The 21584-nt window shown below is 49.1% G+C and carries 21 protein-coding genes; 17 read left to right on the top strand and 4 right to left on the bottom strand.

Annotated features, from left to right (window positions below; translation table 11 throughout):
- Positions 1 to 105: 105 nt before the first annotated feature.
- Entirely contained in the window at positions 106 to 879 is a 774-nt protein-coding gene (locus tag ADS79_RS04115) for a sulfite exporter TauE/SafE family protein (RefSeq protein ID WP_049737160.1), read from the bottom strand.
- Positions 880 to 1157: 278 nt separating this feature from the next.
- Between ADS79_RS04115 and ADS79_RS04120 the strand changes: the two genes are divergently transcribed.
- Positions 1158 to 1628, top strand: a complete 471-nt coding sequence (locus ADS79_RS04120; RefSeq protein WP_049737161.1) for a hypothetical protein — start codon at positions 1158 to 1160, stop codon at positions 1626 to 1628.
- Between the two features lie 79 nt (positions 1629 to 1707).
- Here ADS79_RS04120 and ADS79_RS04125 read toward each other — a convergent pair whose 3' ends face one another.
- Entirely contained in the window at positions 1708 to 2142 is a 435-nt protein-coding gene (locus ADS79_RS04125) for a Dps family protein (RefSeq protein WP_049737162.1), read from the bottom strand.
- A 239-nt stretch (positions 2143 to 2381) separates the two neighbouring features.
- Between ADS79_RS04125 and ADS79_RS35830 the strand changes: the two genes are divergently transcribed.
- The gene (locus ADS79_RS35830; protein ID WP_049737163.1) at positions 2382 to 2777 is read left to right on the top strand and encodes a hypothetical protein; all 396 of its coding nucleotides are present in this window, start codon (positions 2382 to 2384) and stop codon (positions 2775 to 2777) included.
- A gap of 234 nt (positions 2778 to 3011) precedes the next feature.
- Entirely contained in the window at positions 3012 to 3629 is a 618-nt protein-coding gene (mobA, locus tag ADS79_RS04140; protein ID WP_236699876.1) for a molybdenum cofactor guanylyltransferase, read from the top strand.
- Positions 3630 to 3651: 22 nt separating this feature from the next.
- Here mobA and fdhD read toward each other — a convergent pair whose 3' ends face one another.
- Positions 3652 to 4449 (bottom strand): formate dehydrogenase accessory sulfurtransferase FdhD, encoded by a 798-nt coding sequence (fdhD, locus tag ADS79_RS04145; protein WP_049737165.1) that lies wholly within the window; start codon positions 4447 to 4449, stop codon positions 3652 to 3654.
- 390 nt (positions 4450 to 4839) lie between these two features.
- Between fdhD and ADS79_RS04150 the strand changes: the two genes are divergently transcribed.
- From ADS79_RS04150 to hmpA, 8 genes are all read left to right on the top strand, one after another.
- Positions 4840 to 6111: an L-lactate MFS transporter gene (locus ADS79_RS04150; RefSeq protein ID WP_049737166.1), complete on the top strand. Its 1272-nt coding sequence runs from the start codon at positions 4840 to 4842 to the stop codon at positions 6109 to 6111.
- 53 nt (positions 6112 to 6164) lie between these two features.
- Complete coding sequence (locus tag ADS79_RS04155) at positions 6165 to 6530, top strand: Na-translocating system protein MpsC family protein (RefSeq protein ID WP_049737167.1); 366 nt, start codon at positions 6165 to 6167, stop codon at positions 6528 to 6530.
- A 205-nt stretch (positions 6531 to 6735) separates the two neighbouring features.
- Positions 6736 to 9084 (top strand): FdhF/YdeP family oxidoreductase, encoded by a 2349-nt coding sequence (locus tag ADS79_RS04160; protein WP_049737168.1) that lies wholly within the window; start codon positions 6736 to 6738, stop codon positions 9082 to 9084.
- 47 nt (positions 9085 to 9131) lie between these two features.
- The gene (locus tag ADS79_RS04165) at positions 9132 to 10391 is read left to right on the top strand and encodes a molybdopterin molybdotransferase MoeA (protein WP_049737169.1); all 1260 of its coding nucleotides are present in this window, start codon (positions 9132 to 9134) and stop codon (positions 10389 to 10391) included.
- Positions 10392 to 10394: 3 nt separating this feature from the next.
- Complete coding sequence (gene mobB, locus ADS79_RS04170) at positions 10395 to 10895, top strand: molybdopterin-guanine dinucleotide biosynthesis protein B (protein ID WP_049737170.1); 501 nt, start codon at positions 10395 to 10397, stop codon at positions 10893 to 10895.
- Between the two features lie 200 nt (positions 10896 to 11095).
- Positions 11096 to 11641: a GNAT family N-acetyltransferase gene (locus tag ADS79_RS04175; RefSeq protein ID WP_049737171.1), complete on the top strand. Its 546-nt coding sequence runs from the start codon at positions 11096 to 11098 to the stop codon at positions 11639 to 11641.
- 35 nt (positions 11642 to 11676) lie between these two features.
- Complete coding sequence (locus tag ADS79_RS04180; protein ID WP_049737172.1) at positions 11677 to 12159, top strand: DinB family protein; 483 nt, start codon at positions 11677 to 11679, stop codon at positions 12157 to 12159.
- A gap of 114 nt (positions 12160 to 12273) precedes the next feature.
- Entirely contained in the window at positions 12274 to 13491 is a 1218-nt protein-coding gene (hmpA, locus tag ADS79_RS04185) for an NO-inducible flavohemoprotein (protein WP_049737173.1), read from the top strand.
- A 28-nt stretch (positions 13492 to 13519) separates the two neighbouring features.
- Here hmpA and ADS79_RS04190 read toward each other — a convergent pair whose 3' ends face one another.
- A complete protein-coding gene (locus tag ADS79_RS04190; protein WP_049737174.1) occupies positions 13520 to 14032 on the bottom strand; it encodes a Crp/Fnr family transcriptional regulator in 513 nt (170 codons plus the stop codon).
- 250 nt (positions 14033 to 14282) lie between these two features.
- Here ADS79_RS04190 and ADS79_RS04195 point away from each other — a divergent pair, with 250 nt between their 5' ends.
- From ADS79_RS04195 to ADS79_RS04220, 6 genes are all read left to right on the top strand, one after another.
- Positions 14283 to 15230: an MBL fold metallo-hydrolase gene (locus tag ADS79_RS04195; protein WP_049737175.1), complete on the top strand. Its 948-nt coding sequence runs from the start codon at positions 14283 to 14285 to the stop codon at positions 15228 to 15230.
- A 166-nt stretch (positions 15231 to 15396) separates the two neighbouring features.
- Positions 15397 to 17187: a M3 family oligoendopeptidase gene (locus tag ADS79_RS04200; RefSeq protein ID WP_049737176.1), complete on the top strand. Its 1791-nt coding sequence runs from the start codon at positions 15397 to 15399 to the stop codon at positions 17185 to 17187.
- A 265-nt stretch (positions 17188 to 17452) separates the two neighbouring features.
- Positions 17453 to 18382, top strand: coding sequence for an ArsR/SmtB family transcription factor (locus ADS79_RS04205; RefSeq protein WP_049737177.1), 930 nt, complete (start codon positions 17453 to 17455; stop codon positions 18380 to 18382).
- Complete coding sequence (locus tag ADS79_RS04210) at positions 18379 to 19623, top strand: MDR family MFS transporter (RefSeq protein WP_049737178.1); 1245 nt, start codon at positions 18379 to 18381, stop codon at positions 19621 to 19623. Before ADS79_RS04205 ends, ADS79_RS04210 begins: the two co-directional genes overlap by 4 nt.
- Before the next feature lie 342 nt (positions 19624 to 19965).
- Positions 19966 to 21132, top strand: coding sequence for a bis-aminopropyl spermidine synthase family protein (locus ADS79_RS04215; RefSeq protein WP_049737179.1), 1167 nt, complete (start codon positions 19966 to 19968; stop codon positions 21130 to 21132).
- Positions 21133 to 21210: 78 nt separating this feature from the next.
- Positions 21211 to 21582: a DoxX family protein gene (locus ADS79_RS04220; RefSeq protein WP_049737180.1), complete on the top strand. Its 372-nt coding sequence runs from the start codon at positions 21211 to 21213 to the stop codon at positions 21580 to 21582.
- Positions 21583 to 21584: the final 2 nt, after the last annotated feature.

Genomic DNA, 21584 nt, shown 5'->3' on the forward strand with positions numbered 1-21584 from the left:
AGGGGGACAGCCGAGGCGCAGATAAATTTCCATCATTATAAACAAAAAAGCAGGAGCCCACCCGACTCAATCTGAAGCGGATGAGGTATCCTACTCTTTTCCTGTTCAAATCTGAATAATCTTGATGCCGCTAATAATAATGACAACAGAAATGACGCATTTGAGCCAGATTGTCGGTACTTTGCAGGAGAGCATGCTACCCGCCAGTACACCAGGAACTGAACCGAGCAAGAGCTGGATGACGGTGAAAAAATCAACACTCCCAAAGCTCATATGGGTAAGTCCTGCTGCACTGGTGAGAAAGAAGGCGTGGGCAATGTCGGTTCCGACGACTTCTTTTCCAGAAAGCGTGAAAAAATGCATCAGTGCAATGGCAAATAGTGAGCCGCTGCCAATCGAAGTTAATCCGACGAGAAACCCGAGTATGGCTCCAATGATAATCAGCACAGAACGCTTTTGGATGATCGGCATTTGCTGCCAGTGATTTAGCTGCGGATGCTTTCGGTCTAAAAGGCTTTTGACCAGCATGGCGATCGGAATCAAGATCAAGGCAAAGCCAAGAATCTGTTTAAAAATCTGATCGGCGCCGGCTACGTGCAGATGAATCCAGTTCATGACATGGACAGCGGCGATAGCGCTTGGAATACTGCCAAGAGCCAGATAAATAACGATGGGAAAATGAACGGTTTTTTGGCGCCAGTGCTGCAAGGTGCCAAATATTTTGGTGATGGAATTATATACGAGATCGGTCCCTACAGCTACGGTAGGTGAAATGCCCAAGAAAATCAGAATAGGGGTTAAAAGCGCCGCTCCGCCTACTCCGGTAAGGCCGACGAGAAAGCCTACCAAGAGACCAACAATCGTTAAATGAAAGTCCATCCAGCAACATCCTCTGTCACTCAAGAATGAAAAGCCTACTGATAAAAAAACCTCAACCGAGGCCTGCTCAAGGATGAGCGACCGCGTTTTAGCGGAAAGTTTTTATGCGCTCCAGAATTCATAAGCGTTCGCGCTTATAAATTCTTATACGTTAAGATAAGCGATTGCCCATTGTTCGTGCGCCTAATTTTCCTCATTTTCAAGTTGATGGAATTATATTATCATTAGTGATAATTCCACGAATTCTACTTTTATCGCAAAGGGGAAAACATAAGGCGATGTTTAACGAGCGGAAAGCATTGCAAATGACATTACAGGCCTTACTGGAGCAGCGAATGGTGCTGCGCCGACAATATGTGGACCAGGACAAGCAGCTTGGCGCTGACATCAAGCAGATTTTAAGTCGAATTCGGGAGATGGACGCCCAGGAAGGAATTGAGGAAGACGAGTACACGCAAGAGGTAGCTACTACAACTGAGGAAGCACCTGATGAATTGACGAAGCGAATGAAAGTAAGAAAAGCACATGTTCGTCATGACTATTTGGAGGTAGCCAAGCAGATTAATAGCTTACTACGGGAAACGATGTCCCCCATGTCTCTTGTGGAGCTCTGTGATGAGTTGAAACGCAGGCATGCTGTGGAGTTTGCGAGCCCGTATATCGGTGTACAAAAATCACTTAAATACTTACCGCAGGTCAAAGTGGAAAAGGACGGAAGAAAGCTGATTTTCTCACTGCCTGCGGAATAAAAAAAGGCGATCGTGCTTAAGCACGTCGCCTTTTTTACAGAATCAGAAGCATCTCTGTGTCAAAGTCGTTGCCACGATGTTATTGCAAAAAGGCTTGCAGCATCCAGACGTGTTTTTCCAGACCACTGCGAATGGCAAGGAGCATGTCCGCCGTAGCTTCATCGCCAGTTTGATCAGCAGCTTCCATGGCAAGCTTTGTTTCCTCCAAAAGGATGGCAAAGTCACGGACAACTGTTTCGACCATCTGTTCGGCACTTTCATTTCCCTGTGCCTCGGCAATACTTGCGGTTTGCAGACAAGCGCCAAGTGTCGCGACAGGCTTGCCACCGATGCTGAGGACTCGTTCTGCCAGTGTGTCGATATGACCTGCTGCTTCTGTGTACAGCTCCTCGAATTTTTGATGCAGGGTGAAAAAGTGAGGACCTTTTACATTCCAGTGGAAATTGTGCAGCTTTGTATAAAGGACAGTCCAGTTTGCTACTTGTTTATTTAAGAGGTTAGTTACAGTTGCCATAATAGAATCTCTCCTTTTTAATAACTATTATTTATTTATANTTATAAACTAATACTGCGATTTGTCAACCTGTAAGCACCTGAATTCCCTATGGAAATTCACCCTCATTTATTCGCTCAACATTATATTGGGCTACCATTTTTCTTGAAACAGGCAAGCGAGAGAGGACAGCCATCCAAACCATTTATCGAGCTTCATCGTATGTATAGTATTAACGATTGAGCAGAGGGGGTGTACTGATGGAATTTCAAGAATTAAACGATGAAGTAATGGACGATGAAGAAGAATACGAAGCTGACGATGAAGAAGACAACGAAGAAGAAGACGGCGACGACGAGGACGAAGAAGACGGCGACGACGAGGACGAAGAAGACGGCGACGACGAGGACGAAGAAGACGGCGACGAAGAAGACGGCGACGACGAGGACGAAGAAGACGGCGACGAAGAAGACGGCGACGACGAGGACGAAGAAGACGGCGACGACGAAGACGAAGAAGACGGCGACGAAGAAGACGGCGACGACGAAGACGGCGACGACGAGGACGAAGAAGACGGCGACGACGAAGATGAAGAAGACGGCGACGACGAAGATGAAGAAGACGGTGACGAAGAAGACGAAGAAGACGAAGACTGATGAGAAATTGCTGTTGGGTCTGAAGGAAAATCTGATGCTAGCGCCTGCGCTGAATTCAGAACTGATGATGGCTTTTGTGAGGCGGCGCAGACTCATCGGACAACAATTGCAATATGGTAAATACAGAGCCCGGGCATTGGTCCGGGCTTTTCGCTTGACAACAACGAACCAGACGGGAAAAGTAAGGAATAGGAGTATTATATGAATTCGGTCGCAAAGGAGGGTGGATTGCGTATGCAAAAAATGAGCGCAGTCATCTTGGCTGGTGGTAACAGCAGTCGAATGGGTACCCCGAAGGAATTGCTCACATGGAGAGAGGGGACATTTCTCACGGAGCTGGTACGGGAGGTAAGGCGAGGAGGGATGGATTGTCTCGTTATTTCCAATTATCCTGAGCGTTTGCCAGCAGAAGTAAAACAGCAGCCTGGTGTGAGAATCACGACAGATCTCGTTCCTTCAGCAGGCCCAGTGAGTGGTATCGTCACTGCCTTTCGTGTTTGTCAGGACGAAATGCTGTTGGTGCTATCCTGTGATCTTCCGTTTATGGACCATAAGCAAATGGAAAAATTGATTGCGCATGCGTTAGAACAGACAGAATGGGACGTCGTAGCTGCTCAGGTGGATGGCCGGCTGCATCCGTTGTGCGCTGTCTATCATCGCAGCTCGCAAATGTACTGGGAGCAAGCCTTGCAAAATAACGAGCTGCGGCTTATGGCTACGCTGGACAAGCTGAGACTGTGCAAAACTCCTGATGGTCTCTTGGACAGCTGGGCCGTTTTTAATGCAAATACGCCCGAAGAGTATGAGCTGGCGCAAAATGAGGAAAAGAAGAGAAAAACGGGAGAGCGCTAGGCATGTCCCGTTTTTGCTGTAGTCAGGTAAGGATGATTCGTTGCGCTTGCGTATACACATTCATCTTATCGTTGCGGACAAATCCGACTGCTGTGATGCCTAATTCATCTGCCAGCTGGAGTGCCAAATCTGTTGGTGCAGACTTGGACAAGATGATGCCGGCCCCAATCTTTGCGGCTTTTAATAGTACCTCAGAAGATATGCGTCCGCTAAACACGAGAATCTTGTCAGAGGTAGGAATGTTTTCGCGCAGACAGTGTCCGTAAATTTTATCCAGTGCATTGTGGCGACCGATATCCGAGTACTGCAAAAGCACGCTATCAGATGTGCAGAGGGCAGCATTATGTACGCCACCAGTCTGTTTGTGAATGGAAGAGGAAGCCTGCAAATCTCTCATGAGCTGCATGCACTCGGCTGGTGTGGCAGTAGTCGTTCCTTCTACAGGCTTTGCCGTTCGGGCATCGCTGAAAAAGTAAAAGGACTGCCTGCTCTTTCCACAGCACGAGGTAATCCGTCGCTTGGAATAAAAGCTTTGGGACAGGATCGTTTCCTTGTGCAGATCAACATAGGCAAAGCCCTGCGCCTCATCAATAGTAAGCTGCTTGATCTCCGTATACGATTGTATGGCCCCTTCTGCGGCAAGAAAACCGATCACCATTTCTTCCAGATCAGCGGGGGTACAGACGATTGTGGCAAATTCCTCATCATTTAAAAAAATGGTGAGGGGGTATTCCGTTACGATTTCATCGTCTTCCCAGTCATGTTGATCCGCATTTATTTTTAGTACACTGCGACGGACGGTTTTTGTCAGTTCTGACATGAGGACCTCCTTGTTTCACAGGAAATGATTGTCGAGTGAGCGCTTACATGATAGTATAATATGCGAGGTAAGATCAATCAGAAAATTTTTTCTTTAGGGTCACTCTTTTATAGAACAAGCCTTATCAACTCCAAATCAATATGGTGGGATCAAATCTGCACGGAACAGCGACCCTGTCACCGGTTCATTTGCGTCCCTGCCTGTACATGATAATGAATCACAAGCTCGTTGATGCTGAGGTAGCGAACCTGCCTGACTGATTAACTGCTGTGCTTCATCCATTCCCTTTTTCCGTATGACCGGCAAAGAGGGAATGGATGGGCCCAGCAGTTTTTCTTTATTAAAGAACAAACGGAAGGCACTCTTATTTTAATTGAAGGAGATGTATGTATGGAGCAAAAGGTGAAGAACCGCTGGCTGATTGCGCTGGCGGCTGTAGGTATCCACATCTCGATCGGTTCGGTTTACGCATGGAGCGTATTTACGAAGCCGATTACGACACAGTTTGGCTGGGAATTGAAAGATGTCACATTTACTTTTAGTATTGCCATCCTTTTTCTGGGTTTGTCGGCTGCCTTTTTGGGTCACTATGTGGAGAAACATGGACCGCGTAAAGCAGGTATTCTAGCTTCGATTTTCTTTGGCTTAGGAATCGTTGGCTCTGGATTTGCCATTCAGATGAGCAGCCTGCCGCTATTGTATCTGTGCTACGGTGTGTTAGGTGGAATTGGTCTTGGAGTAGGCTACATTACACCGGTGTCTACTTTGGTAAAATGGTTCCCGGACCGCCGGGGTCTCGCAACAGGCCTTGCTATTATGGGTTTTGGCTTTGCATCGATGATCGCTAGTCCGATCATGAACGCGTTAATTACAAGCGTAGGAATTGCCAATACGTTTTACATCATGGGCATTATTTATTTTGTAGTGATGATCTCAGCCGCACAATACCTTGCTCCTCCTCCAAAAGGATGGCTACCAGAGGGCTTTTCAGTTGAAGGGGCGGGTACCAAAAAAATGAAACAGGATCTGTCCCAATTAACGGCTAACGAAGCCATCAAGACGCGCCGCTTTTACTTGCTGTGGCTCATGCTTTTTATCAACGTAACCTGTGGAATTGCAGTAATCTCCGTCGCTTCTCCAATGGCACAGGAAATGGTGGGAATGTCTGTTGCAACGGCGGCTCTCATGGTCGGTCTAAACGGTCTATTTAATGGCGGAGGACGTATCGGTTGGGCATCGTTGTCTGACTATGTCGGACGCCCCAATACGTATACAGCATTCTTTGCGATTCAAATGGTGCTATTCTTCTTATTGCCAAACTTGACTAATCCTGTGCTGTTCATGATCGCGATGTTCATCATCATGACCTGCTATGGCGGTGGATTTTCTTCAATCCCAGCCTACATCGGCGATTTGTTTGGAACAAAGCAGCTAGGAGCCATTCATGGTTATATTTTGACAGCTTGGGCAGCAGCAGGGCTCGCAGGACCGATTTTTGCGACGTGGGTACGCGATACAACGCAAAGCTATACGGGAACGATGAGTGTGTTCTCAGGTATGTTCGTCATTGCCTTTATCATTTCACTTCTGATTCGTGTAGATATTAAAAAACTGAAAGAACAAGCCAAACAAAAGGAAAAGTCAGTTGAATTGGCTGGTTGACTAATGGTAAAGTTTAAAGTAATGAATGATTGAAGTAAAGGTGAGTATTCTCGATGAATAAGTTCGAAGCAGAATTCAGTAATTTAGTCAGAGCTTTCCGTAAGCGGCATATGGGAAAAGGACCCAGCAAGATCAATACCACGTTCTGCAAGAACTGGGCGATCTGTGAGATGGAGGGGAACCTTTCGCCGGTGGAAAAGTTTATTGCCACTTCGGAAGACGGAAAGCAGACACTACGAGCTGCCCGAACCGAAATGGTCAAAGACATGTATCGTAAATATCAACCAGTCGACATGGAAACGTTTTTGGGTGCAAAACTCATCGATTTGTTCGTCGATATTGACATCGAACGTGATTTTGGTATGTCCATATTTGTTTTTGATCAGGACATCGAGAAAAAATGGAAGGTCGAACCGTAAGTCCTGGGCGAAGCAGCGTTCCTGTTCACCGGATTAGACCATACGGACCTCGCGAGACAAACACGAAGCTTGGACTAGGTAGCGAACCTGCCGTAGACAACCACCGTGAACATGCTCCTTTTCTTTTGGATAAGGGCGGTTTATGGTGGTTTTTTTGTCCCGGTTAACGATTTGTGAAGGCAAGCGAAGAGAGGGGATGCGAGATATGGGCAAGACGAAGCACAGCGGTCCGATCAAACTGGATACCTCCCTGCAGCCCGCTTTGTGGGCATCAATGATGCCGATGGGCTTAGGGAAAATCAAGCCCCATCACATTCGCGATACCATGAAGGTCATGTATGAAAACAGGGACAATCTTGGATACGCTTACAGAATATTGACACAGGGCGTGTGTGATGGATGCGCGCTTGGCGTGTCCGGATTATATGATCAGACCTTGACAGGACCGCATTTGTGCACGACCCGCCTAAATGTTCTCCGCTTGAATACGATGCCCGCGATTGAGTCAAAATGGCTCGAAGACGTCCAGGCCCTGAAGCGGCTATCAAGTGTTGAGCTGCGCAAATTAGGGAGGATTCCGTATCCGCTGTCACGAAAGCCAGGTGACAATAAATTTACTCGCATGAGCTGGGATGAGGCTTTGAATCGGGTAGCTAATAAGATCAAGGATATCAGTCCCAAGCAGCTCGCTTTTTTCCTGACGGCCCGCGGGATTACGAACGAGGTCTATTATACCGCAGGGAAGATGGCGCGCTTTTTGGGAACGAACAATATCGATAATGCCTCACGGATTTGTCACTCGCCGAGTAAAACAGCCTTGAAGCGCTCCGTAGGCATCGGGGCGTCGAGCTGCAACTACCAGGATTGGATTGGCACAGACGTTCTCGTATTTTGGGGGTCCGTGCCCGCGAACAATCAGCCTGTTTCCACGAAGTACATGTATGCAGCCAAAAAGGCAGGGACCAAGATCATCCTGATCAATCCGTACAGAGAGCCAGCTATGGAAAAGTACTGGATTCCGTCTGTAGCAGAAAGCGCTTTGTTCGGAACCAAGCTCGCAGACGATTTTTATCAGGTCAATATTGGCGGAGATATCGCGTTTATGAACGGTGTGATGAAGCATTGGTTCGAGATGGAACAAGAAGCCCCGAGCTCTGCGATCAATCATGCTTTTGTAAAAGAGCATGTGAACGGCCTCGAACAGCTTCGCAAGCATGTGCTGAGCGAGCCATGGGAAAAGCTGGAGAAATCGGCTGGACTTTCGCGGGAGCGCATGAAGGAGTTCGCCTTGCTGCTCGCTCATGCCAAATCTGGCGTGTTTATTTGGAGCATGGGCTTGACGCAGCACCGCTTCGGTACGGATAATATCTCGCAGGTTGCCAATCTGGCTGTACTGCGTGGGTTCCTGGGAAGGAAAAACTGCGGGGTGATGCCAATTCGTGGTCACTCAGGCGTGCAGGGCTCGGGGGAAATGGGCGCTGATCCGTTCAGTCTGCCAGGTGGAGACTTTGATGAAAAAGCATGGACGCGTATCGAAAAGCTGTGGAACTTCACCGTTCCGAAGTGGCAAGGAGATATAGTCGGCATATCGCTGGAGAATGCCATTCTGCCAGACGGTCATGAGCGGAAAACGCGGCTGTTCTATACGAGTGGAGGCAATTTCCTGGAGACGATGCCGGACCCTGATTTTATGCAAAAATGTCTGGAAAGCGTAGAGCTGCGTGTACATCAGGATATTATTTTTAATACGTCGACACTTGTTGATGCAAAGGAAGAAGTCATCGTCCTGCCAGCAATGACGCGCTATGAGCAGCCGGGCGGTGGCACGTCTACGAGTACCGAGCGCATGGTTTATTTCAGTGCGGAAATCGAGGGACCACGCATAGAGGAGGCGCGTGCGGAGTGGGAAATCTACGTTGATTTGGCTGCACGTGTGCATCCGGAGAAGAAGCATCTCATGCATTTCTCAAGCGCAGAAGAGATTCGGGCAGAGATCGCTTTGGCGAATCCTAACTATGACGGCATTCAGCATTTGAACAAGCGGGGCGATGTATTTCAATGGGGAGGTGCGTGGCTGTGCGAAGACGGTGTATGTCCGACAGCAGATGGCCGTGCCAACCTGCTCCCGATTGAGGTCCCTGACTTGAATAAGCCCGAAGGACATTTCTATGTGACGACTCGGCGTGGCAAGCAATTCAACTCGATGATTTACAGCAAGATCGATCCGTTTAACAACGCAGACCGCTATGATGTTTTAATGAATGCCGATGATGCCCGTGATTTGCGAATAAAAGAAGGGGACAACATTGTTGTGTATAATAGCTATGGAACCTTCCAAGGTCGCGCCAAGTTTGAGCAGACGACCAGAGGCAATGTACAGGTGTACTGGCCAGAAGGCAACGCGTTGATTCCCAAGGGTGTTTATGAAACGTATGCGGGTATTCCGGAGTACAATACAGCGGTCAAAATAGAGCGAGCAGATACGTTTTATGCCAATAAAGATTTGCAATACAAAGAGAAACCAATAGAAGATTTGGAAGTAAACATCAGCTAATCAAGAGACACCAGGAGCGGATGTTCAAATCCGGGGAGGTACTGAAGATGCGTTTTTCACGGCAAATGGTTACGGTAGAGGAAGCGGTGGACAGACTCTTGAAACGTCTGACGCACCTGGGGGAAGAGACGGTACAGATCGAGGAGGCATATGGACGGATATTGGCTTCAGATGTTTATGCCACATACGAGCTGCCGCATTTCGACCGCTCACCGCTTGATGGATTTGCCGTGAGGGCTGCCGATACGATCAGTGCCTCCGTAGACCAGCCTGTTTATTTACGTGTACTGGAGACGGTTGCGGCAGGACAGGTTCCGCAGCATGAGGTGACAGCAGGCTGCGCGACGAGGATCATGACTGGTGCGATGATGCCAGCTGGTGCCGATGCTGTGATTATGTTTGAGCAAACGGAAAATCCGGCAGAGCACGCCGCGACCGTAGGCGTCAAACGAGTGCTAAAGCCTGGAGAAAATGTTTCCAGGCGCGGCGAAGAGATCGCGAGTGGCACGGTGATAGCGGAGGCAGGGGAGAGGATCAACGCGGGGACGCTTGCCATTCTCGCTACGTTTGGATATAAGCAACTCTCTGTGATTCGCAAGCCGCGTGTTGGTCTTTTTTCCACAGGAAGCGAGCTGCTCAGGATTGATCAGCCGCTTGTTGCGGGGAAAATTCGTAACAGCAATTCATGGATGCTTTCTGCTCTGATTCAGGAGGCAGGCGGGATTCCTGTATGGCTGCCGGATTTGCCGGATGATCTCGTCAAGGCCAAAACAATCATTGGTGAGCACTTGCAGGAGGTCGATCTGCTCGTTTCCAGTGGAGGTGTATCTGTAGGTGACTTCGATGTGATTGCTTCGCTCGTGGATGAACCAGAGGTCGATCTGTTGTTTAACAAGGTTGCGATGCGGCCAGGCAAGCCGACTACCGGATTGATTCTGCATGGTAAGCCATACATCGCGCTTTCCGGAAATCCGGGAGCGTGCTTTCTCGGTTACGAGCTTTTTGTCCATTTGGCTATCCAGAAAATGTCCGGCATGAGACAGGTAGGCCTTCGTCTGATCAAGGCGAAGCTGGATGTTGCCTATACAAAGCCATGTCCGTATCCGCGGTATTTGCGGGGAAGGCTTTTGGATAGAGAGGGCGAGCTTTTTGCCCGTCCTGACTTCAACGAAAAAGCGGGCAATCTGGGAACGTTAAAAGACAGTGAGTGCTTCATGATCATCCCTGCTGGCGGTAGCGGGAAACAGGCAGGCGAGCTGGTCCATGTGCTGACCCACGCCATGCCGAGCTGGAGAAATGAGGGGTAGGCAATGGCAGCAAAACCATGCGTCGTGCAGCTCGTAGGTTACTCAAACAGTGGGAAAACGACGCTTTTGACCAAGCTGATTCCGCTGTTGGAGCAGGCAGGCGTACGAGTGGGCGTCATCAAGCATGATGGCGGGCATGATTTTGAGTGGGACCAGCCTGGAAAAGATACGTGGCGGTATCGGGAAGCAGGAGCTTCACTCGTGGCGATTACCTCGCAAACAAAAACGGCGATCATCGAGCAACGACCCACATCGCTATCTGTCCTTGTCGAGCGGTTGGCACAGGCAGGAGCCGATCTCATTCTCGTGGAGGGCTTCAAACGAGAAAGCTACCCAAAGCTGGTCCTGCTGCGCAAGCCCGAGGATCAGGAGCTGCTGGACTTCGTTACCCATGTGCGTGGAATCGTAAGCTGGGGGGAAGTGGTCGAGAAAGACTTGCCTCAATTTGACGTCAACGATATCGACGCGATTGTCTCGTTTATTCGAGCAAGCATAAGTAAATAAATTCATCCCATCCTTTTCTTCCGAAGCACGAAAGAGCCGGTTCTCTTGCTTCTTGATAGAAAAGGATTTTTCTTTGAAAAACGTCTCGATGTTTTGAAGAACTGCCATATTCACAACTGCCGTAAGCTGTGATAGGATCATTTTACCAGTCAGGCGAAATCTGCTTGAGGAACGAAGCGATGAGTAGGAAGGGAGACGTCATGATTGTAGACAAGCAAGAATTTGAAGTGAACGGGATGAGCTATACGATTCGTTCTGCGAACCTAGCAGATGCCGAGGAATTGTCTGCATTGCGCGTCCAAATCGATGGTGAAACGGAGAATATGGATAGGGAACCAGGTGAGGCGTTCATCGATGTGCCTGGATTCGAACGGATCATCCAGACGGATGCAGAAAGTCCAAGAAACCTGTTTCTCGTTGCTGTCGTTCATAATCGAATCGTCGGCTTTTCCAGATGTGAGGGCGTCCATTTAAAAAGGTTCGCGCACAAGGTAGAGTTCGGAGTATGTGTTTGCAAGGAATTCTGGGGATACGGGATCGGCAAAAATCTATTAAAGCAATCGATAGAATGGGCAGACGCAAACGGGATCAAAAAAATGACGCTGAGTGTGGTCGAGACCAATGAGAAAGCAATCGAGTTGTATAAAAGACTCGGCTTTGAAATCGAAGGTATGTTGAAAAACGACCGAATCCTTGCTGATGGCAACTACTACAGCGCCATTATTATGGGAAGATTCCATCTATAAAACAGCGCAGATGCGCAAGGAGTGTGACGATTGACATGGCTCATGCAAAAGATGTAGTAGCGGATCAATTGTTAGCCAATGCGAACGATCCAAGCTGGTATCTTCCTTTTTCTGATGCCGTAAAAGATGTAACTGAGGAAGCTGCATTTTGGAAGCCAAGCGAGGACAGCAACAGTATTGCTGAGCTTACACAGCATCTCATCTATTGGAATGAAACGTGGCAAACCAGATACATAGAAAACAACGTTCAGGCAGTGCCTTCCATCGGCGATAATAACAAGAGCTTTGTCATTTCTGACAAGCATACCTTTGCGATGTTAAAGGAAGGGCTGCTAGAGGTGCTGCTAAAGTGGCAGCCGCTGTTATCAGAGGAAAAGCTGGCAAGTGAAGTACACGGTTTTGTGGAAGCTGTGCAGTGGTGGGCGGTTCTTGGCAATGTAACGACACATAACGCTTTTCATATCGGACAAATGGTGTATATTCGCAAGCTTTACAAGATCCATGGGGCAGGGCAGTAACGTCTGCTGTCACAAATCGTTTCGTTTTTCTGTGATTTGAATCACATGGGCAAGGGGAGCCATTCGATAGACTTGAGTCATAAAGATGACACGATGAAATCGAGGAGGGTCCCCATGCTAAGCCAACAAACCATTGACGTGATAAAATCTACTGTACCCGTTTTGGAAGTGCACGGGACAGCGATAACAAAGCGATTTTATGAAATGATGTTCGCGAAGCATCCAGAGCTGTTGGACATTTTTAACCACGTGAACCAAAAACAGGGCAGACAGCAAACCGCGCTGGCAAATGCGGTCTATGCAGCAGCTTTGCACATAGATAATCTGGAAGCGATCTTGCCTGTAGTGAAGCAAATTGGTCATAAGCACCGCAGTCTTGGCATTTTGCCAGAGCATTATCCGATCGTGGGAGAGAACTTGCTTGCTGCCATCAAGGATGTGCTGGGAGATGCGGCAACGGATGAAATCATTCAAGCGTGGGCTGATGCGTATGGAGTCATTGCTGATGCGTTTATCAGTGTAGAGGCACAGATGTATGAACAGGCTTGTGAACAGCCAGGTGGATGGGCGGATTTCCGGGAGTTTGTCGTACAGCGCAAGGTAGCAGAAAGTGATGTCATTCACTCGTTTTATCTGGTGCCAAAGGATGGCAGGCAAATCGCTGCTTATGAGCCTGGGCAATATGTAAGCGTCAAGGTAGATATCCCAGGAGAGAAAAATACGCATATCCGTCAGTACTCTCTGTCGGATGCTCCGGGAAACTCGTATTATCGTATCTCGGTTAAGCGGGAAGACGCACTGGGTGATAAACCGGCGGGAAAAGTATCCGTCTATTTGGCGGAGAAAATAGGCAAAGGGGATGTCTTGCTCTTGTCCGCTCCGGCAGGGGATTTCACACTCGATCAGGAGGATAAGCGCCCTCTCGTTCTGATCAGCGGTGGCGTCGGTTTGACACCCATGATCAGTATGCTTACAGAATCGCTGAAAAAGAACCCAGAGCGTTCAGTAACCTTCATCCACGCTGCGCAAAATGGCAATCTGCATGCCATGAAGGACGCTGTGGAGGGGCTTGCCATGAGACATCCGCAGCTCACGTATTACTGGTGCTATGAGAAACCGACCGACCAGGATCGCGAGAATAAGGCTTTCCACAAAGAGGGGTACGTGGAACTGCCTTGGCTGCAGAGCGTGATTACACAAAAAGAATCGAGCTACTATTTCTGCGGTCCCGTCCCGTTCATGAAAGCGATGAATCGGGCTTTGAAGGAATGGGAGGTTCCGGCAGCAGATATTCACTATGAGTTCTTCGGTCCTGCCGGAAGCTTGGAATAAGCCACGGAACACTTGGGAAAATGCTCATCTATTTTTTCTCTGCCTGTGCCTGAGCGCGCAAAAGGCGGTTGACCGTTTCACGGCGCAAACCAATGAACTGACCGATCTCATCCTGGGTGAGGACCTCTGATAGGGAGGCGACAGGAACAAAAGATTGGAACCAGCGTTGCAGCTTGATCAGCTTTTCAGCGGGAGATACCTCTGATAGCTGATCAATCCGCTGCTGCATCATGCGCAGCTTGCCTTGCAGCTGGAGAGCGATCTCTCTGCATTTGACGTGATTATGCTCCAGCTCCCGGTACCAATCCTGAGCGGACAAAACCTCTACCTCACAGGTGACCAGTGCTACGGCTGTCCCGTAATAGGGATTCGGGCTCAGCAGGGAATGATGGGGGATAATCTCGTCAGGGACGATGACATTCACCAAGGTCAGGGTGCCGTCAGCGTGTACCCGATTGATTTTCAATAGACCACTTTTGAGATGAAAAAGCGGGCCTGCTTCCCCTTGGCGAAACAGTACCTCTCCCTTGTGAAGAATCATGAAAGCCTCCTTGGTTGTGTCATATTAAGCCGCTCGCCGTTATGATGATCGCAGTTAGCAGTATAGCATAAAAACAAGGCGAAGCACCTGATTTCCGTACATACCTGCGGAAACCCAGGTGCTTTTTTTGTGGCGTAATTCCAGTGAAATCTTTTACAAAATCAGCAGTTTGCTCCGCTTTTGCCCTTGCTAGGTCAACAATGCTGTTTTTATAATGAGGGAGTCAGTTTTTAGATAAAGGAGGTCTTCCATGCTTGGCACCTTTTTTCTCTGGGCTGGTTCCCTCCTCGCAGTGCTGATTTTGGCGTTGATTGGATATGTGGGGTATCGCTATTGGTACCACATGGGCCAGCTTCCCAAACCACCGTTTCGGCATTTGGATGCCAAGCCGACACCGGCGAAATGGCGGGATGATGAGGTAACCTTTACATGGGTGGGACACTCGACCATTCTGCTAAATCTATTTGGCACAAAGATTTTGACTGATCCTGTCATTGGAGAAAAACTGGGATTGCGTGTTGCCGGGGTCTTTCACGTAGGTCCTAAACGCTTCACACCACCCGCTCTCACCTTTGACGAAATAGGTGAAGTTAATGTGGTTCTCTTGTCTCATGCGCATATGGATCATGTTGACTTGCCGAGTCTGCGCAAGCTGGCAAAGCGTTCTATCCATGTGATTACAGCGCAAAATACGAGCAGATTGATTCAGCGGATGCCTTTTGGTTCGTATGAAGAAATGCAGCCAGGGGAAATGGTAACCACGGAGGCGGGTGTAACCATTACGGCGATACCTGTACGGCATTGGGGCAATCGTTTTCCATGGAATGGGGATTATGGCTACCAAGGATACATCATCGAGAAAAACGGCGTGCGTATTTTGTATCCCGGCGATACAGCGTACATTTCCATGGAGCATTATCCTCAGCAATATGGCAAGCTTGATCTCGTCTTTATGCCTATCGGTGCGTATAAGCCGGATTCCTATCAGCAAGCACACTGCACGCCGGAGCAAGCGTGGCAAATGTTCAAGCAAAGCGGTGGGCAATGGCTGGTGCCGATCCACTGGAATACATTTGTCCTCTCCCGCGAGCCAGTCGACGAGCCGATCGAGCGTCTGCTTGCTGCGGCGGGCGAAGAAAGAGACCGGATTGTAGTGGAGCGCCAAGGGGAAACCTACTCATTGCCTGTAAAGCAGTGAAAAATGACTGTGTAGTTTGCAGTCTTTTTTTTCTACGCAAGCAAACAAGCGGGCGATGCTCAGATTAGCTAAGAACAGATAGGTGGAAGGAATCAACGAATTATTATAGAAATGAATTTATCGTTAGAGGTTTTTTGTTTTGAGACGATCCATTGGAGGGATACATATGGCAAAAGCATTGCCGCAACGCTGGGATCTGGATGTTCTTTTTCCAGGCGGGAGCGAGTCAGCAGAATTTCGTACGTTTCTCGGGGAGCTTGAAGGGGATATTGCTAGCTTACAGGCACGGATAGAGCAAACAGACCTCGCGTTGAACGAAAAGAATACATTTCTGGGAGTCGTAGAAAAAGTCCAAAGCATTGGAGTGCGCGTGCGACAAGCGGGTGCCTACATTTCTTGCCTGTCCGCACAAAATGTGAAGGACGAGCAAGCGAAGCTGCTGGGCGGACGTGTAAAAACCATTTCTGCTACTTTTGGTGCTGCATTGACTGGCTGGGAAGAGAAGCTGGTAAATATCGAGGAGTCTGCGTGGAAAGCGCTGCTTGCCGACGAAGATTTGCAGCCGATCGCTTTTGTGCTGGAGGAGAGACGTCGCCGTGCCCAGGAAAAATTGCCGCCTGAGCAGGAAGTATTGGCAAATGACCTGGCAGTAGACGGCTATCACGCATGGCAGGACTTGTACAATGCTGTTGTAGGTCGCATGTCGATCGAGATCGAGCTGGATGGAGAAGTGAAGCAGCTGTCCGTGGGGCAAGCTTCTAATCTGATGAGCCACCCTGATCGCAGCGTTCGCGCGCAGGCTTTCGCCAAATGGCAGGAAGCGTGGGGCAAAGAAACAGAGCTATGTGCACAGGCGCTGAATCATCTGGGCGGTTTCCGTCTCGCTTTGTATCGCCATCGTGGCTGGGATTCTGTACTTCGTGAGCCGCTCGATATCGGACGGATGCAAGAAAAAACGCTCGATGCGATGTGGCAGGCTATCGACAATCGCAAGGATCGTCTGGTTGCTTATCTGGAGCGCAAGGCAAAGCTGCTCGGTATTGAAAAGCTGAGCTGGTACGATGTTTCGGCTCCAGTCGGAAATACACACAAAAAAGTGTCTTATGATGAAGCGGCAGAAATGATTGTGCATCACTTTAACCGCTTCAATCCAAATATGGCATCCTTTGCCCAGCAAGCTTTTGACGAAGCATGGATCGAGGCAGAGGATCGCCCTGGCAAACGTCCAGGTGGCTTCTGCACGAGCTTTCCGGTGAGCAAGCAGTCTCGCGTGTTCATGACCTACGCAGGCAGTGCGAGCAATGTATCGACATTGGCTCATGAGCTGGGGCATGCTTACCATCAGCAAGTGATGTGGGATCTGCCGCCGCTCGCACAAAACTATGCGATGAACGTAGCTGAAACCGCGTCTACTTTTGCCGAGATGATCCTGGCTGACGCGGCTGTGAAAAATGCTGCCAATGACGATGAGCGCCTCGTCTTGCTCGAAGACAAGCTACAATCCGTCGTTGCCTTCTTCATGAACATTCACGCACGCTTCCTATTTGAGAAAAACTTTTACGAGCAGCGTAAAAATGGTCTGGTCAGTGCAGCAGAGTTGGATCGACTCATGCTTGAAGCACAGGAGACTGCTTTCAAAGGAGCGCTTACGGAATACGAGCCGCACTTCTGGGCTTCCAAGCTTCACTTTTACATTACGTCCTATCCGTTCTACAACTTCCCATATACATTCGGCTACCTGTTCAGCATGAGCGTCTATGCGCGTGCACTGGCCGAAGGAGAAAGTTTCGCAGACAAGTACGATGCGCTCCTGCAGGACACCGGTCGCTTGATGGTCGAGGACCTGGCGAAAAAGCATCTGGGCGAAGACATGACCACAGTCGATTTCTGGCAAGCTGCTGTTGATCTGGCTGTAGCGGATATCGAGGAGTTCCTGCGTTTGACTGAAGAAGCGTAATTTCATACGTGATATACGGCAAGAGCCTGTCGATTCGTCGACAGGCTCTTTTTTTGCCAGCACCTGTTACAAAATGCTGGGGAAGGCACATTCACTGGGTGATTGGAAGAGTGGAAAAACTTTCTTGCAATGGGCATTTTCATCCTACCAAACGCGTCTCATAAAATTCTCACAAGACACGCAGTAAAGGGGGGAATCTTAGGGCTATGCAAAAGGAACACCCCCATGGTAAACTGATAAAAAATAAATATTCGATGGTGATCGAATGAATAGTAACTATTCTATTAAAGTTGAATGGTCTGCCGCTTACGAATGTATTATCAGCCTGTATGTGTACATCTATGAAAAAGAACGAAAGCACCTCCAATTAGGAGCAGTCTGGAAAGAAGAAACGACGCGAATGCTCCCGGATTCCTTTGCAGCCGAGCTCGCTGATGAGCGTTGGGAGGTCTTGCATCGACTCGTACTCTTGGTGGCGCAGTCTCCGCGTAAAGCATCCGTTGCCGATTTTCTCGAATGGCTGGAGAATGTCCCGCCCGGTGAAATTTATGAACGACTGGCTCCGTGGGTGGAGACGATTCCGCTCAATTTGGGAGAAATACGTGATCATAGTCTCTCCTTGCTGAAACGCTGGAATGAGCATTATTTTTCCAAGGTGGAACCAAGTATTTTGGAAAGTCTGGAAAAGAGCGCCCTGGAAACGGAAAAGCTGGCGCAGAGCCTGTCTGCAATCGAAATGATTGATCAAGTCACGAATGGCATCTGGATTGAATCGACGGGTGAGCTGCAGGAGGTCGTGCTGATTCCGCAGTATCACTGTGCGCCTACCTCTGTGCTTGATTTTCATCGGGGAATCGCGACTTGCTTGTATCCCGTAAGAGATGCGGGGCGTATGCAGCCTGACCCAATATCCGAGCTGCTTCCGATGACCCAATGCCTGGCGGATGAAAAAAGGCTCCAGATTCTTCGTTGCCTAGCCGCCAAGCCATGTACGTTGGGGGAGCTGCAAAAGCAAGTCTCCCTTGCCAAGAGTACAGTCCACCATCACGTCACGGCGCTGCGCCGAGCAGGCTTGATCCGTGCCCATTACACAGGCAGCTCTACTGTCGCTTTCTATAGTTTGCGTGAGATGTTTGTGGACAGGCTGCCTGTCCTGCTGCGTGCGTTTTTGGAAAGCGAGGGAAAACACCAATGAACAAGCTGAAGCAAGCGTGGGAGGCCTACCATCCTGTAGTTCATCTATTGATGGTTGGAACCGTATTTGTCATGCTGACTCAATGCATGAGCTTGCCGTTTTTGGCGATCTATCTTAGTGAAACGACGACACTTTCTCCTGCGTATATCGGGGTCATCGTCGGGGCAGGACCGCTGGCGGGTACGATCGGAGGATTTGTAGGAGGGGTTCTGTCTGATTTGTTTGGCAGACGCAAGCTGATGATATTATCCATGCTGATGATGGCTGTAGCCTTTTCCTGCTTCGTCATATTCAGCCATCCGATTGCTCTGCTTGTAATTAGTCTGCTGCTCGGATTGGCTGCCTCTTTTTATGGCACAGTTTCCAAGGTGATGATGGGGGATTTGACCCCCGAGGATAAACGCTTTCGAGTCTTTTCCAATCGCTATCTGGCCATAAACCTTGGCGTGGCCATCGGACCTGTTCTCGGTGCCTTTTTAGGAATTGCGGGTAGCGGTACTGCATTTATGCTCACAGCGATTTCCTATGTGTGCTTTGCGGCAGTGCTGGCATTTGCCTGTAAAAAGTACGGGATTGTCGATAAACCCGAGCAGCGGGGGACAGGAAATACAGAGAAGCCGAGCCTCAGTAATATGTGGCAAGTGCTTAGCCGGGATGTAGTTTTGCTCATTTTTGTTTTTGGCGGAATTCTCTTGGTGACGGTGCATGGGCAGATGTCTGTTACACTGTCCCAGTATTTGCGGGAAAACATCGCAGAGGGTGTACCCTTGTTTGGCGTAATGATGAGCGTAAACGGGCTCACGGTTCTGCTGCTGCAAATTCCTTTAACCCGGTTGGTGGAGCGTTTCTCCTTATTTTCCCGTATTGCAGGTGGCGCGGTCCTGATGGCTGTCGGCGAAGTTGGCTTTGCGTTTTCAGCATCGTGGACCTGGTTCATCATTGCGATGATCGTCTTTACATTGGGAGAAATATTGATCGTGCCTGCTGAATACGCGCAAATCGACCAAATCAGTCCAGCCAATATGAGAGGGACGTATTATGGCGCACAGAGCATCAGTAATCTGGGCAGCTTCCTCGGTCCATGGGCAGGGGGAATGGTGTTGTCAGCGTATGGTGGACCAGTGATGTTTTTGGTTATGGCAGGTCTGGCTCTTGTCAGTCTGATCTTTTACAGGCTCGGACAAAGACTGCATGAGAAAAAGCAGCGAGGAAGCGGTGCAGTGGTTGAAGCGGCCAGTTAACCATCTGTATTTGGCTTGATTTGGTAACTGATTTTTACTATAATGAAAAGTAACTTTTTCAAAGGGGATGTCTTTGTGTCGGTGTTCGTTCTTAACTAAGGAATTTCATACGGCTTGGTCCATTTTTCGCAAAAAACCATGTAGTTGATGGTGAGTTTGTCGTGCGGAAAAATGACCAGACCTGATTAGTTAAGAACAGCGGTCATCTACCTATCTCAATGTCTACCAGAACCGTGCTCTTTGGCACGGTTTTTTTATTGGCAGAAGGTGAACTATGTTCATTTTCTGCCTTTTTGCATTCTGGTGGGCATCATTCCTTTTGAAAGAGGGTTACCCATAACCATGAAAAATTATATCGAAGAAACATATAAACAGGTTCATCTACAGGAAGGCCAGCGCGTAATCGAGCAGTTCCTCATCGAGTGCTATTTCCATCCCGATATTCCAACCAAAGAGCTGGCGAGGAAAGTGCTGCTGCCGGTGCCTGTTGCTACAGCAATCAAGAAGGAGCTGATCAAGGCAGGGGCGGTGGAGCAAGCAAATGGTGTGCGCTGCACGACGAGTGGACGGGAATATGTAGAAAAAGCATTGGGCTATGGTGGACTGGATCATGACTTATTTCAAAAGCTGATCAGCGAGGACGAGGCGTGGAAGGCAGAGCTTGCTGATGTCCGCACGAGCATGGAGGAAATATTCTCAACCCGGCCACAGGTCGATGTCCTGCTCGATCAGTCGAAATGTACAGTAGAGACGAGCATGCGCCGCGCTCTGCTATGTCTACGTGATCAAGCGTTGCTCGGGAAAAAAATCTTGTGTGTCGGCGATGACGATCTCGTGAGCGTGGCACTTGGACTATTGCTCAAGAGACTGTACCCGTCCGCAGAAAGGCAGGCAGCCAGAATCGATGTAATAGATATCGACCAGCGGTTTTTACAATACATTGAAGCGATCGCAGCAGAACACCAGCTGCCAATTACATGCCACCAGGCGGATTTACGAAAACCACTCCCCAAGCGGCTGCATGGCAAATACGACTGCTTTTTCACCGACCCGCCGTATACACTTTCGGGGATGTCCCTCTTTTTATCGCGGGGGATCAGTGCTCTGCAAAAGCAAAAAGGATTGTCTATTTATTTGTCATTCGCTCACAAATCCCCTGACTTTACATTGGCGATGCAGCGGGAGTTCGTTCGGGCGGGTCTGACAGTGCGCGAGGTCATCAGCCATTTCAATGAATACGAAGCCGCACAGATGATCGGGAATCGCGGACAGATGATTGTGCTGACGACGACAGAAATGACCACGCCAGGTATCCCGCAGGCTTTTCACGATGCGCTGTATACAGGTGAAGAAAAGCAGACTCTGCGCACCTATCGTTGCAAGCGCTGCGATGAAGCTGTGCGAGTGGGGGCGAAGGCAGCGTTCAAGACGATTGAAGAATTGAAGGGACGAGGCTGCCCGCGTTGCAAAAATACGATCTTCAAGCTGGTCTCACGTAAAAAGGCGTAACCATCCAGTTACGAACGTAAAACGATCCTCTACTGATTGTCCAATTTACGGCATAAGGTAGTGATGAGGAGGGATCACATGGCTCATGACAAAGCATTCATCGCTTTACGGATGGTGACCGGGATTATTTTTCTCATGCATGGATTTGCCAAGCTGCAAAAAGGAATGGACGCTGTTTCGGTCATGTTTGTCGACCTGGGATTGCCCGGCTGGCTGGCTTACCCTGTGCTTGCAATGGAGCTGGTGGGTGGGCTTGCCTTGATTCTGGGAGTCGGGGCAGGCTTTGCTGCATGGGGGCTTGCGGTCATTATGGCAGGCGCGATTGTGACGGTTAAATGGAAGAACGGCTTTATCGGAGGACCTGGAAAAAGTGGTTATGAATTTGATCTGATCCTGCTTGCCGTCACCGTATGTGTGGGGCTAAAACGAACAGAAAAAAGACCTGGCTGAAC

The organism is Brevibacillus reuszeri (assembly GCF_001187725.1).
Lineage (GTDB): Bacteria > Bacillota > Bacilli > Brevibacillales > Brevibacillaceae > Brevibacillus > Brevibacillus reuszeri.